The organism is Catenulispora sp. GAS73 (assembly GCF_041262085.1).
In the GTDB taxonomy this organism is placed as follows: domain Bacteria; phylum Actinomycetota; class Actinomycetes; order Streptomycetales; family Catenulisporaceae; genus Catenulispora.
The window spans coordinates 147618-160216 of sequence record NZ_JBGCCM010000003.1 but is presented as its reverse complement, the minus strand read 5'-3'; the positions used below and the strand labels follow the sequence as shown (position 1 = coordinate 160216).

The window sequence follows — 12599 nt, the reverse complement described above, 5'->3', positions numbered from 1 at the left end:
GTTCGCCGTCGAGGCGCAGGTCACCCCGAAGCGGCGGAGCCTCGCGAGGCACTGCCCGAGTCCTCCTTGGCCGCCCGCAGCAAGTTGCGAAGCATTCCGCCGAAGACGACGGCGTGAAACGGCGCCACGGCCCACCAGTACAGGTGACCGAACAGGCCGTGGGGGAAGAACAGAGCCCGTTGACGGTAGCTCGTACGGCCGTCAGCGGTCGGCTCGACCCACATCTCCAGCCACGCCAGGCCGGGTAGCTTCATCTCCGCGCGCAGGCGCAGCAAGTGCCCGCGCTCCAGCGCCTCCACGCGCCAGAAATCCAGCGTGTCGCCCAGGCGTAGCGTCTCAGGGTCCCGACGCCCTCGGCGCAGGCCGATCCCGCCGACCATCCGGTCCAGCCACCCCCGCACCGCCCACGCGAGTGGGAACGAGTACCAGCCGGTCTGCCCGCCGATGGCCTCCACCGCGCGCCAGACGCGCTCCGGCGCGACGTCGACCTCTGCCTCTCGGATGTCGCGGTAGAGGCTGCCGCCGGCCCACGCCGGGTCGGTGGGCAGCGGGTCGCTCGGGGCGCCGTGGACCGAGGCCGAGGACCAGCGGGTCGTGACATTCGCTTCCTGCACGCGGGTCCGTGCCAGCCGGACCGCCTCATCGAAGCCGAGCAGGCCCTCCGGCGGGTCCGGAACCAGCTCCGTGACGCGGCGGCCGGCGCAGACGACTTCGTGCCGCAGCGACTCCACCAGCGGCCGGGCGATGGACGCCGGGACCGGCGTGACCGCGCCGATCCAGTGGCTGGACAGGCCCGGTGTCAGCACCGGAACCGGCAGGATGAGGCGACGCGGCAGGCCGGCGAGGCCGGCGTAGCGGAGCATCATCTCCCGGTAGGTCAGCACGTCCGGACCCCCGATGTCGAACACTCCCCCGGCCCCGACGGCGCTGTCCGGCGCGGCGGCGGCGCCGACGAGGTAATGCAGGACGTCGCGCACCGCGATCGGCTGGATCCGGGTCCCGACCCAGCGCGGGGTCACCATGGCCGGCAGGCGCTCGGTGAGGTAACGCAGCATCTCGAACGAGGCCGACCCGGAGCCGATGACGACGGCGGCACGCAGCTCGACCGTCGGGATCCCGGACGCGCGGAGCACCCGGCCGACGCGGACGCGCGAGCGCAGGTGCGGGGACAGCTCCGCGAGCGGCGTGTCCGCAGGCGCCATGCCGCCGAGGTAGACGATGCGCGACACACCGGCGTCCCTGGCGGCGGTGGCGAAGTTGCGGGCCGCGCGCTCCTCCGTCCGCTCGAAGCCCTCGCCGGTGGTCAGGGAGTGGATGAGGTAGAAGGCGACATCGACGCCTTCCAGCGCCGGCCGCAGCGTCTGCGGCGCCAGCACGTCGCCGCGCACCTGCCGCACGCGCTCGGCCCAGGCGTGGTCGCGCAGGCGGTCCGGATCGCGCGCCAGACAGCGGACGTCGAACCCGGAGGCCAGCAGCTCGGGGACCAGCCGCCCGCCGATGTAGCCGCTGGCGCCGGTCACGAGTGCGGTGGGCTCGGGGTTCACTGTCCCATCGTGCTGTCGGGGACGGCGCGGCGCATGCCGAACGAAGCGGCGTCAGCCCTTATTCGCGGCGTTGCCGGCCACCTTCAGCGCCCACCACACCAACGGCACCTGAAGCGGCAGCCGCCCCCACGCCGCCGCCCTGGCCGGCGCCGGCCGATCGCTCCAATCGCGCGCCATCTTGACGTTGGCCGGGAAGACCGCGACGAAAAGCGCCGCGGCAGCCAGGCTGCCCTGCCGACGCGACTTCGGGTTCGCGATCGTGACCGCGACAGCGAGCTCCGCAGCCCCGCTGACGTAGGTCCACATGCGCGGACTTCCGGGCAGCGAGCGCGGAACGATCGCGTCGTACTGCTTCGGCGCGACGAAGTGCGTGACGGCCGCGGACGCGAGGAGGCCGGCGAGCGCGGCGTGGGAAGAGGTCAGTCGGGGCACGTCGGCGATCCTAGGTGTTATTAGACGCGGCGTCGATAGATGGCTGGCGCATCTGGCCGAAACGGTACGGAGCCGCACTGCTCACCCTGGCACATCCTCCGCGCGCAGATGATCTTCGTCGCGTTCGTCGTGATCCACCACCAGCCCCCTCACATCAGCACCAACCCCCCGTCAGCCACCAGCGTCTGTCCCGTCAGCGCCGCCGCGTCGTCCCGCACCAGCATCGCGACCACCGCGGCCGTGTCCTCCGGCGTGAGTGGTCGGGCGAGCGCCTGGTGCGTCGCGACGTCGTCGAATTCCTCGGCCGGCACCACCGAGGTGGCCGGCGTCCTGGTCAGTCCCGGCGCCACGGTCATCGCCGCGATGCCGTCGGCGCCGAGTCCGACCGCCAGGGTGCGCGCCAGCCCGATCAGCGCGCCCTTGGACGCCACGTAGGCGATCTGGTGGCCGCCGGCCGGGCGCCAGAAGGTGTTCGACACGATGAAGATCAGTCGACCGAAGTGGCGTGCGCGCATCCCCGGTGCGAATGCCTGGCTGAGGAGCAGCGCGGACTCCACGTTCACCGCCTGGACCCGGCGCCACACGTCGAGGTCGTACTCCTCGATCGGCCCGAAGGCCACCATCGCCGCCGCGTGGACGAGGACGTCGACCCTTCCGTGCGCCTCCAGCACCGCCGCAGCGGTCTGACGGACCTGGTCCGCGTCGCCGAGATCAACACTGAAGTCGCCGGCGCGGTCGAGGTTGACCACCGTGTGGTCCTCGGCCAACCGGGCCGCGATCGCGCCGCCGATCGCGCCGGATCCGCCGGTGACCACCGCGACGCGGCGCTGTCCGGAGCCCTCGACGTCCCCGAAGTCCCCGAAGTCCCCGGCGCTCATCCGAACGACACGCCCTCAAGCGCCTGCCCGAACGCCAGCGGGTTCCAGTACTCCCGATAATTGACGATCTGCCCGTCGCGCACCGTCACGAAGGTCGCGTACGCCATGTCGTACGCGTTGTCGTTCGGAATCACGTGCCCCTTGACGCTCCACTCGGCGACGACCGTGTCCGGCTTGTCAGTCGCGTAGACCGTCACCGCGCCGATCTCGTGGATGTCGATGATGTCCGGGTAGTACCGCAAGTACTCGAAGATCGCCTCGCGACCCTCCAGCCTCGACGGCAGGCCGGCCGGCGAGAAGGGGAACTCGACCAGGACGTCCTCGGCGCACAGGTCCGCCCAAGCCCTCATGTCCTTGGCGAGGAAGGCGTCCAGGCTGCGCCTGAAGACCTCGGCCGGTGTGATGACCGCGGATGTACCTGCGACTGCATTCATGGCGTGCTCCGTTCGTTGTCAGCGTCCAATGCGGGGCTTGCCCCTGCCAGCAGCCTCAGGCCGAAGCCGGTGACCGGCCGTCACCCGAACCCGGTGATTCAAGCGCCGCCCGCGGATATCACCGCCTTCGGGTGATGGGGACTCACCTGGTCCCCGCCGAAGCTATGTACAGGCAAGCCGCACGGCGCCGCTTAAAGAACCGCACCAGAACCACATCTCGACCAGGAGTCCCCCATGTCTGATCTTGTCTTCGGCCTCGACACCTTCGGCGACATCCCCGAAGACGACTCAGGCGCCCTCGTCTCCGACGCCCGGGCCATCCGCCAGGTCGTCGACGAGGCGGTCCTGGCCGACCAGATCGGCGTCGACGTCGTGGCCCTCGGCGAGCACCACCGCCCCGAGTTCGCCGTCTCCAGCCCGGAGACCGTCCTGGCCGGCATCGCGACCCGCACCGAGCGGATCCACCTGTCCTCCGGCGTGACCGTCCTCAGCTCCGACGACCCGGTCCGCGTCTTCCAGCGCTTCTCAACGCTCGACGCCCTCTCCCACGGCCGCGCGGAGATCATCCTCGGCCGGGGATCCTTCACCGAGTCCTTCCCGCTGTTCGGCTACGACCTGCGGGACTACGACGTACTGTTCGAGGAGAAGCTCGACCTGTTCGCCAAGCTCCTGGAGGAGAAGCCGGTCACCTGGACCGGAACCAAGCGCCCCGCGCTGGACAGCGCCGACGTCTACCCCAAGACCGAGTCCGGTCACCTGACCACGTGGATCGGCGTCGGCGGCACGCCGCAGTCGGTGGTGCGCACCGCGCAGTACGGACTCCCCCTGATGATCGCGATCATCGGCGGCTCGCCGGCACGCTTCGCGCCCTACGTAGACCTCTACAAGCGCGCCGCCGAGCAGTTCGAGACCACCGCACACCCGGTCGGCATGCACTCCCCCGGCTTCATCGCCGACACCGACGAGCAGGCCCGGGAACTGCACTGGCCGCACTACAAGGTGATCCGCGACCGCATCGGCGCGCTGCGCGGCTGGCCGCCGATCCGCAAGCACGAGTACGAGGCTGAAGTCGAGCACGGCTCGCTGTACGTCGGCTCGCCGGAGACCGTCGCACGGAAGATGGCCGACGCCGTCAAGGCGCTCGGCGTGGGCCGGTTCGACCTCATCTACACCAACGGTGCGCAGCCGATCAGCGCCCGGCTGCGCACCGTGGAGCTGTTCGGCACGCGGGTCATGCCGATGGTCCGCGACCTGCTGGCGGGCTGATCCGTGGGAGAGACCATCGGCATCCTCGGCGCCGGCAAGGTCGGAACCGTCCTGGCGCGGCTGGCAGTGGCAGCGGGCTACCGCGTCCTCGTCGCTGGCTCCGGCAACCCCGCCAAGATCGCGCTGACCGTGGAAATCCTCACCCCCGGCGCGTCGGCGGTCACCACAGCGAGCGCCGCGGCGGAGGCTGACATCGTCATCCTGGCCCTGCCGCTGGGGAAGTTCCGGGACATCCCCGCCGAACTCCTCCAGAACAAGCTGGTCATCGACGCCATGAACTACTGGTGGGAGATCGACGGCGTCCGCCCCGACCTCACCGATCCGCGCACCACCTCCAGCCAGCTCGTCCAGGCGTACTTCCGCGACGCCCACGTCGTCAAAGCCTTCAACCACATGGGCTACCACGACCTGGACGAGGGCGGCCGCCCCACCGGCACGCCCGGCCGCAAGGCCATCGCCGTCGCGGCCGACGACCCACGAGACCGCGACGCCGTCGCCCGCATCGTCGACGCCTTCGGATTCGACCCCGTCATCGCCGGGCCGTTGGCCGAGGGCGTACGGCTCCAACCCGGCAGCGAAGCGTTCGGCGCGAACGTCTCCGCGACCGAGTTGGAGGCGATGCTGGCGCGCTTCCCCATGGTTCCCACCTCAGTATCAGACTTCTGATTCAGTACTCTGATCAACCTCTCCGATCGAAAGGCAGTGCGCACCATGTCAACGCTCGACTCCCGCACCAACCGTCGTTCGTTCCTGACCCGCTCGGCGACCGTCGCCGCGGTCCCGGCCCTGGCCGGCGTGGCAGGCGGCGTACTCGCCGGCCCCGCGTCCGCCGATACTGGCTCCGACCTCCCCGACTACGCCCCGATCCCGCCGTCCGCGCTGGGTCCGGCGGTCAACGCGCAGGGCTACCACGTCGGCCGCATCGAGCGGAACCTCTACTGGGTCACCGACAGCACCTACATGGCCGCGTTCCTGACCACGAAAGACGGTGTGGTCCTGTTCGACGCACCGCCGACGATCGGCCACAACCTGCAGCGCGCCATCGACGAGGTCGCCGCGGCCAACGGCACCTCGAACAAGGTCACGCACATCGTCTACTCGCACCACCACGCCGACCACCTCGGCGCCTCGTCGCTGTTCGGACGGGACGTGACCCGCATCGGACACGCCGAGACCCGCACGCTGTTGCTCCGCGACAACGACCCGACGCGGCCGGCCCCCGACGAGACGTTCACCGAACGCCGCACCCTGCACATCGGCGGCGAGCGCGTCGAGCTGGCGCACCTGGGCACCAACCACACCCCCGACAACATCTACATCCACTTCCCCGACCACGACACGCTGATGCTGGTCGACATCAACCTGCCCGGCTGGGTCCCGTTCGACAGCTTCAACCTGAACGAGGACGTGCCCGGCTCGATAGCGGCCCCGGGCAAAGCGTTGGCGTATCCGTGGCAGCACTACGTCGGCGGGCACATGGGGCGCCTGGGCACCCGCGACGACATGCTGCTCTACCAGCAGTACGTCAACGACCTCGTCGCCGGGGTGAAGGCCGCTCTGACCGCGGTCGACCCCGCTCCATTCTTCGCCAAGTACGGCGACAACGCGTGGGCTGCGGTGAAGACCTACCAGGACGCGCAGACCAAGTACGCCTCCGACCCGGTCATCAAGAAGTACACCGGCGTGCTGGCCGCGGCGGACGTCTACACGCAGAGCCACGCCTTCGTGCTGCTGGAGTCGATCCGGCTGGACCTCGGGGTCGGGTCGCAGGTGCATCCGTAGTCCGGCAGCACGCGGCGAACAGCGACCAACGGACAACGGACAACGGATAACGAAAACGGCCGGTCCGGGACCTCGGCGAGGTCCCGGACCGGCCGCACGTGCGTATATCAGAACCCGTACGCGGGCAGGATCGCCCCGGACACCGGACCACCCGCGTCGGTGACCAGATGCACCAGCTGATCGGCGATCGCCTCCGGCGCCGTCGCGTGCGCCATCACGTCCGCCGGCAGGAACGACCGGTTCAGCGGCGTGTCGATCAGCTGCGGCGCGACAGCGTTCACGCGGATCCCCGACTCCCGGAGCTCGTGGTTCAGCACCACCACGAGGTGGTTCAGCGCCGCCTTGCTCAGGCTGTACGCCGCCACCCCCGCCTCCGCCTCGGCACCCCATCGCGACGACACGAACGCGATCGACCCGCCTCCGGCCTCCCGCATGTGCGGCACCACCGCCTGCGTCAGCCACAGCGCCGGTCCCAGGTTCACGTCCATCATCAGCCGCAGCTGGTCCGGCGTCGCGGCCAGCGCGTCGCCGAGGCCGTAGGCGCCGATCGTGTTCACCAGCACCGCCGGGGTCCCCAGCTCGGAGACCACGGTCTCCACCACGCGCCGGGCGTCCTCCGGGTCGGTGGCGTCGCCCGGGACGCGCAGCACCTGCGGCGGCAGCGTCTCCAGGCCGTCCTTGTTCCGGTCCGCCCCGGCCACGCGGTACCCCGCGGCGACCAGCTTGTCCACGACCGACCGGCCCAGGGGCCCGCCGGCGCCGACGACCAACGCGACACGCTCGGTCATCTCCATCACCTTGTCTCTCGCGACGCCTTGTGCGGCGTCTGCCGATTCCTCGTCCTGACGGTCAGGATGACCACCGGTCAGGTGATCCCGCGTCATCCGGATCAGGTGATCGCGGTGGCGCGTTGACAGGTGTTGCGCGTAATGGTCGAGTGGAGAGTGTCGGTCATCCCAGCAACTCCCCTGCGTTCCTCCCACCGTGACATGCCGGCCGGGCAGGGGCATCCGCACCTGATCGCCCGGCAGCGGCTGCTGGCAGCGCTGGAGCAGGCTGCGAGCTGCGCAGTAACGATCATTACCGCTCCGGCCGGCAGCGGAAAGTCCTCCCTGCTGCGCTCCTGGTCCGACCGCCAGGAGCAGAGCCACCGGCCGGCGATCGTCCAGGTCCAGCACGAGCCCGACGGCCAGCTGTTCTGGCTCGCGGTGTTGGACGCCGTCCGGGGCCTGGCGCAGGACCGCGACCACACAGAGGAATTGCCGGCGGTAGCCGCGCCGGACTTCAGCAGCGAGGCGATCGTCGACCGCATCCTGGACGAGCTGGCCGCGTGCCCGGACCGTGTCAGTCTGCTGATCGACGACGTCCATGAGCTGACGTCTCCCGAGGCGCAGACCCAGCTGACCCGGATGCTCACGCAGCTGCCGGACAACGCCCACGTGATCCTGGCCGCCCGGCGGGACCTGCCGCTGCGGCTGCACCGGCTGCGGCTGGACGGCCGGCTGGCCGAGCTGCGCGCCGCCGACCTGCGCTTCACCGAGGACGAGACCCGTGCGCTGCTCAAGGCTTCAGGCATCGTCCTGTCCGACGGCGCGACGGCCCGGCTGCACGAGCGCACCGAGGGCTGGGCCGCCGGGCTGCGACTGGCCGTGCTGTCGCTGCACGGGCACCCGGATCCGGAGCGGTTCGTCACCGAGTTCGGCGGCAGCGACCGCACCGTGGCCGAGTACCTGGTCGCCGAGATGCTGGACCGGCAGCCGCGGGACGTCCAGGACATGCTGCTGCGCACCTCGATCCTGACCCGGGTCAGCGGCGACCTGGCCGACGTGCTCACCGGTCGGCCGGGGTCGGAGCGGATCCTGCTGGGGCTGGAGGACGCGAACGCGTTCGTCGTCTCGCTGGACGCCGAGCGCACCTGGTTCCGGTACCACCACCTGTTCGCCGACCTGCTGCAGCTGGAGCTGCGCCGCGTCCATCCCGACGAGGTGCGCGGGCTGCACCGGCGTGCGGCCGCCTGGTTCACGGAGGCGGGGATGGTGGTCGAGGCCGTGCGGCACACGCAGGCGGCCGGCGACTGGGCCGCGGCGGCGAAGCTGTTCGGCAACCACTCGTTCGGCCTGATGCTCGACGGCCAGCAGGAGACCATGCAGTCGCTGCTGGACGCCTTCCCCTCTCCCTCGACCGCCGACCTGCCGGAGCTGAGCGCCGTGCGCGCGATGCTCGACCTGTGGCGCGGCCGGCTCGACGAGGCCGCCGCACACCTGGCGGTCACCACGACGTGCATCACCGACTCACCGCCGGAGCGGCCGGCGCGCGCCGATGCGACGGTCAGTGCCCTGAGTCTGGAGCTGGCGCGGCGGCGCGGCGACGTTGCCGAGGTGATGCGGCACGCCGCACTGCTCACCGCGCCGCCCACCGGTTCCGGTTTCGGCTCGTTCTCCACCTCTGCGGAGGACATCGCGCTCGGCGCGGATCTGCGGGTGGTGGCGTTGATGAACCTGGGCATGGTCGAGGCCTGGTCCCTCGGGCTCCCCGACGGGGCCAAGCACCTGGCCGAGGCTGTGGAACTGGCGCGGTTCATCGGGCGTCCGTACCTGGAGGTGGCCGCGCTGTCGCAGCTCGGGTTCGCCACCAAGCTGCACAGCTTCAGCGACGCGCGCCGGATCAGCGAGCAGGCACTGGCGCTGGCCGCGCAGCACGGCTGGGACACCGCGCCGATCCTGGCGCCGGCGCTGGTCGCGCAGGCGTGCACGCAGGTGTTCAACGGCGAGTTCGACCGCTGCGAGGCGACGCTGACGCAGGCCGACGAGGCGCTGCGCACCGACGCCGGGCCCGACATCGGGGTGCTGCACAGGTTCAGCTGGGGCCTGCTGCATCTGGCGCGTGGCCGGATGTCCGAGGCCGAGGCGGAGTTCGCGGCCGGGTACGAGATGCAGGCGGGGATGTCGCATCCGCACGTGCTGGGCGGTTTCGTCGTCGGCTGGCTGGCCGCGACCCGGGCCCGTCTCGGCGCGGTCGCTGAGGCCCAGGCGCTGCTGGCCGCGGTCGACTACGCGCTGGCCGGCTCCGCCGAGGTGTCGAACGCGCGGGCCGTGATCGCGCTCGTCTCCGGCGATCCGGCCGCCGCGCTGGCGGCGACGTCGGCGGTCGTCGACGGGACGATCCGCACCACGCATGTCTCGACGGTGGTCGAGGCGCATGTGCTGGCGGGGCTCGCGCACGATGAGGTCGGTGCGCAGGATCGGGCGTGGGAGTCTGTCGAGCGGGCGCTGGCGGCGTCGGAGCCGGAGCGTTTGATCCTGCCGTTCGTGATGGCCGACGCCGGCGCACTGCTGGAGTCCGTGCCGCGGCAGCGTTCGGCGTACGGCCCGTGGCTCACCGAGGTGCTGGACGTGATCCACGGCGCGGTTCCGGCCACGGCGGCGACGGCGGGCCTCGGGCCGGGACCCGTCCCGGAGCTGAGCGCGACCGAGCTGCGGGTGCTGCGGTACCTGCCGACGAACCTGTCGCGGCCGGAGATCGCCAGCGAGCTGTCGGTGTCGGTGAACACCGTCTCGACGCACGTACGCCGGATCTACGCCAAGCTTCAGGCCACCGACCGCTCCTCGGCCGTGCAGCGCGCCCGGGAGCTGCACCTGTTGGGGACCGGGCCGACGCGGTAGAGGCAGCAGACGCCTTAGGCGCGGTTCACCGGGTCCAGGTGATGCCAAATCACCGGACCCCGAGGGACCGTGCAGGCATGAACGCAGAACCGGCCCTGTACTCGATCCGCGTCGGCGGCCACCTCGGCGAGACCGTCCTGTCCGCGTTCCCCACGCTGGTCGCCGAGTGCCAGGACCCGGGCGCGCAGACGGTGCTCACCGGGCTGCTCGACCTTTCGGCGCTGTACGGGGTACTGGCGCAGATGGAGCGGCTCGGGCTGGATTTGATCGAGGTCACCCGGCCGGGGGCGGCGGAGCGGTAGTCGCGGCCGATACTTGCTTGCGCAAGCACCTAGAGCTACAGTGAGGCGGCCAGCCAATGACAGCCCTCGCTGAAAGCGATCAAACCGCCATGAACTCGTTGCCGACGCGATCGACCGACCGTCGCAGGTTCCTGATGAACACCGCCGCCGCCCTGACCGTCCCGACCGCGGCCGGGCTGCTCGGCGCCGTCGCCCCCGGCACGGCGCACGCCGACGTCGGGCAGGCAGACGTCGGGCACGCGGACGCCGCCCCCTCCGGCTTGCCGGACTTCGCACCGGTGCCCGCTGAGGCGTTCGGTCCTGCGCTGAATGCCGACCGCTACTACGTCGGCCGGATATCTGGGGACCTGTACTGGGTCACGGATGGCTACTACCAGGCGATGTTCCTGTCGACGGCGCGCGGCGTGGTCGTCGTGGACGCACCGCCGACGATCGGTCACAACCTGCTGCGGGCGGTCGACGACGTCACCCGCGCCAACGGTCGGCCCGCCAAGGTCACGCACATCGTCTACTCGCATTCACACGCCGACCACATAGGCGCCGCCGCGTTGCTCGGCGACTCCGACACAGTCCGCATCGCGCACGTCGACACCGCTCGCGCGCTGGCCCGCGACGCCGATCCGCGGCGGCCCGTCCCGACGGTGACGTTCACCCGCCGCCACGAGGTCGAGGCCGGCGGGGAGCACCTGCTACTGGAGTACCACGGCCCGAACCACGCTCCGGGCAACATCTTCATCCACGTTCCCGCGCACGACACGCTGATGGTCGTCGACGTCCTGTTCCCGGGCTGGGTCCCCTTCGGCAACCTCGGCTTCTCGCAGGACGTCCCCGGCTGGGTCGCCGCGCACCAGACGGCGCTGGACTATCCCTGGCAGACGCTCGTCGGCGGGCACCTGGGACGGCTCGGGAGCCGCTCGGACGCCGAGACGCAGCTGGCGTATGTCAGTGACCTGAAAAGCAGCACCCCGGCGGCGATCGCATCACTCGATCCCACCGAGTTCTTCGCCAAGTACGGCCCGACCGGCAACGCCTGGGCGATCTTCAAGACCTACCTGTCCGCGGTGGCCGAGGCAGCCGCCGCGCCGGTGGTCGCGAAGTACACCGGGGTGCTCGGCGCAGCCGACGTCTACACGATCGACAACGCCTACACGATGCTCGAATCGCTGCGCATCGACGGCGATGTCCTGGGCCCGTTCGGCATCCGCTGACTCATCACCAGGGAGGCCGCAACTCATGCCTGCTCGGATGTCCACGCAAACGCCTGCCCGAATTCTCACCGTCATCGGGTACGCCTTCTACCTTCTCTGGGCCGCTCTCCACGTCCAGGCCGGCAACGCCGTCGTGCGCCTCGGCCGCGCCCAACACCACTCGATGGTCCAAGCCCGGCTGTATCAGGACGCGTGGACGCTCTACTTCGCCGCCGGCCTGATCGCGGTGTTCTCGGTGCTGGCCGTCGTGCGCGAGTGGCAGCCGGCGTTCTGGCTGGTGCTCGGCATCGCGTTCGTCACCGACGTCAGCTTCATCCTGTTCGTGCTCGTGCCGCACTACATGCCGCTGTGGCCGGGGCTCCAGGGCCCGCTCGCCTGGGCGGGCGGACTGGCGTTCACCACCGCCGGCCTCGTCATCAGCCCTCGGCGGGGTCGGTGAGCTTGGCGAGAATGTGTTCCAGCGCAAGGCGGTCGGTGGCGGTGAGCCGGTCGGTGAACGACGTCGTGACCAGCGCACGGTGCGACTCCAGGGCCGCCGCGAGCGCCTGCGCGCCGGCGTCGGTGAGTGCGATCTCGACGCCCCTCCGATCGTCGTCGGCGGGCCGGCGCTCCAGCAGACCCGCGGCCGCCATCCGCGCCAGCATCCGGCTCACGCCGCTCTCGCTGAGCAGCATCCGGTCGCGCAGCTCACGCTGCCGCAGGCGTGCGCCGGGCTCGTCGGCGAGGTGGATGAGCACGTCGAACCACTCCAGCGGCAGGCCGTGGTCCGTCTGCATCTGCTCGGCGAGGCGCTCGACCAGGCGGCGATGCGTTCCGAGGAAGGACTGCCACAGTGCGGTCTCCTCCAGCAGTCCGGAGACCATGGCCCCGAGGTCGGCGGCGGGCGGCTGCGCCGGGTTGGCGTGCTGACGCGGGTTGGTGTGCTGCCGTTTGTTGCTCGCTGCCATCAGACCCGGCCTCCGTGGGTTGCGCCCTACACTGCTTGCGCGAGCAAGCATATCGGTAACCCGGCCGGTGCTTAGCGGATGCCGGACAGTCCCGCTACGATGGCGCGGTATCACCGGCGGTGGGGCCCGCCGTACAACCGCCAG

General features: G+C 70.8%; 13 protein-coding genes. 7 read left to right on the top strand and 6 right to left on the bottom strand.

Annotated elements, in window-relative coordinates; all coding sequences use genetic code 11:
* Positions 1 to 20 precede the first annotated feature (20 nt).
* The 4 genes from ABH935_RS05705 to ABH935_RS05690 form a co-directional block, all read right to left on the bottom strand.
* Positions 21 to 1544, bottom strand: a complete 1524-nt coding sequence (locus ABH935_RS05705; RefSeq protein ID WP_370376697.1) for an SDR family oxidoreductase — start codon at positions 1542 to 1544, stop codon at positions 21 to 23.
* A gap of 51 nt (positions 1545 to 1595) precedes the next feature.
* Entirely contained in the window at positions 1596 to 1976 is a 381-nt protein-coding gene (locus ABH935_RS05700) for a hypothetical protein (protein WP_370376696.1), read from the bottom strand.
* 149 nt (positions 1977 to 2125) lie between these two features.
* The gene (locus ABH935_RS05695) at positions 2126 to 2854 is read right to left on the bottom strand and encodes an SDR family NAD(P)-dependent oxidoreductase (protein ID WP_370376695.1); all 729 of its coding nucleotides are present in this window, start codon (positions 2852 to 2854) and stop codon (positions 2126 to 2128) included.
* A complete protein-coding gene (locus ABH935_RS05690) occupies positions 2851 to 3288 on the bottom strand; it encodes a nuclear transport factor 2 family protein (RefSeq protein WP_370376694.1) in 438 nt (145 codons plus the stop codon). The genes ABH935_RS05695 and ABH935_RS05690 overlap by 4 nt, the downstream gene beginning before the upstream one ends.
* 234 nt (positions 3289 to 3522) lie before the next feature.
* Here ABH935_RS05690 and ABH935_RS05685 point away from each other — a divergent pair, with 234 nt between their 5' ends.
* Genes ABH935_RS05685 through ABH935_RS05675 form a run of 3 tightly spaced genes read left to right on the top strand, consistent with a single transcriptional unit; the run spans position 3523 to position 6336 of the window.
* Positions 3523 to 4554: an LLM class flavin-dependent oxidoreductase gene (locus ABH935_RS05685; protein ID WP_370376693.1), complete on the top strand. Its 1032-nt coding sequence runs from the start codon at positions 3523 to 3525 to the stop codon at positions 4552 to 4554.
* Positions 4555 to 4557: 3 nt separating this feature from the next.
* Complete coding sequence (locus ABH935_RS05680; protein WP_370376692.1) at positions 4558 to 5220, top strand: NADPH-dependent F420 reductase; 663 nt, start codon at positions 4558 to 4560, stop codon at positions 5218 to 5220.
* A 45-nt stretch (positions 5221 to 5265) separates the two neighbouring features.
* A complete protein-coding gene (locus tag ABH935_RS05675) occupies positions 5266 to 6336 on the top strand; it encodes an MBL fold metallo-hydrolase (protein WP_370376691.1) in 1071 nt (356 codons plus the stop codon).
* Positions 6337 to 6443: 107 nt separating this feature from the next.
* Here ABH935_RS05675 and ABH935_RS05670 read toward each other — a convergent pair whose 3' ends face one another.
* On the bottom strand, positions 6444 to 7124 hold the full coding sequence (locus tag ABH935_RS05670; RefSeq protein ID WP_370376690.1) for an SDR family NAD(P)-dependent oxidoreductase: 681 nt from the start codon (positions 7122 to 7124) through the stop codon (positions 6444 to 6446).
* A 201-nt stretch (positions 7125 to 7325) separates the two neighbouring features.
* Between ABH935_RS05670 and ABH935_RS05665 the strand changes: the two genes are divergently transcribed.
* The 4 genes from ABH935_RS05665 to ABH935_RS05650 all read left to right on the top strand — a co-directional run bounded on the left by ABH935_RS05665 (position 7326) and on the right by ABH935_RS05650 (position 11947).
* Positions 7326 to 9998 (top strand): LuxR C-terminal-related transcriptional regulator, encoded by a 2673-nt coding sequence (locus ABH935_RS05665; protein ID WP_370376689.1) that lies wholly within the window; start codon positions 7326 to 7328, stop codon positions 9996 to 9998.
* Positions 9999 to 10075: 77 nt separating this feature from the next.
* Positions 10076 to 10300, top strand: coding sequence for a hypothetical protein (locus ABH935_RS05660; RefSeq protein ID WP_370376688.1), 225 nt, complete (start codon positions 10076 to 10078; stop codon positions 10298 to 10300).
* 89 nt (positions 10301 to 10389) lie between these two features.
* On the top strand, positions 10390 to 11508 hold the full coding sequence (locus tag ABH935_RS05655) for an MBL fold metallo-hydrolase (RefSeq protein ID WP_370376687.1): 1119 nt from the start codon (positions 10390 to 10392) through the stop codon (positions 11506 to 11508).
* A 25-nt stretch (positions 11509 to 11533) separates the two neighbouring features.
* Entirely contained in the window at positions 11534 to 11947 is a 414-nt protein-coding gene (locus tag ABH935_RS05650; RefSeq protein WP_370376686.1) for a hypothetical protein, read from the top strand.
* Here the strand turns inward: ABH935_RS05650 and ABH935_RS05645 are convergent.
* Positions 11925 to 12455 (bottom strand): MarR family winged helix-turn-helix transcriptional regulator, encoded by a 531-nt coding sequence (locus tag ABH935_RS05645; RefSeq protein WP_370376685.1) that lies wholly within the window; start codon positions 12453 to 12455, stop codon positions 11925 to 11927. The genes ABH935_RS05650 and ABH935_RS05645 overlap by 23 nt on opposite strands.
* Positions 12456 to 12599: the final 144 nt, after the last annotated feature.

Excerpts from the sequence above, each read along its gene's own strand:
- ABH935_RS05695 (WP_370376695.1), bottom strand. The coding sequence starts at position 2,854 with ATGAGCGCCGGGGACTTCGGGGACTTCGGGGACGTCGAGGGCTCCGGA.
- ABH935_RS05690 (WP_370376694.1), bottom strand. The coding sequence starts at position 3,288 with ATGAATGCAGTCGCAGGTACATCCGCGGTCATCACACCGGCCGAGGTC.
- ABH935_RS05685 (WP_370376693.1), top strand. The coding sequence starts at position 3,523 with ATGTCTGATCTTGTCTTCGGCCTCGACACCTTCGGCGACATCCCCGAA.
- ABH935_RS05675 (WP_370376691.1), top strand. The coding sequence starts at position 5,266 with ATGTCAACGCTCGACTCCCGCACCAACCGTCGTTCGTTCCTGACCCGC.
- ABH935_RS05670 (WP_370376690.1), bottom strand. The coding sequence starts at position 7,124 with ATGACCGAGCGTGTCGCGTTGGTCGTCGGCGCCGGCGGGCCCCTGGGC.
- ABH935_RS05665 (WP_370376689.1), top strand. The coding sequence starts at position 7,326 with ATGCCGGCCGGGCAGGGGCATCCGCACCTGATCGCCCGGCAGCGGCTG.
- ABH935_RS05660 (WP_370376688.1), top strand. The coding sequence starts at position 10,076 with ATGAACGCAGAACCGGCCCTGTACTCGATCCGCGTCGGCGGCCACCTC.
- ABH935_RS05655 (WP_370376687.1), top strand. The coding sequence starts at position 10,390 with ATGAACTCGTTGCCGACGCGATCGACCGACCGTCGCAGGTTCCTGATG.
- ABH935_RS05650 (WP_370376686.1), top strand. The coding sequence starts at position 11,534 with ATGCCTGCTCGGATGTCCACGCAAACGCCTGCCCGAATTCTCACCGTC.
- ABH935_RS05645 (WP_370376685.1), bottom strand. The coding sequence starts at position 12,455 with ATGGCAGCGAGCAACAAACGGCAGCACACCAACCCGCGTCAGCACGCC.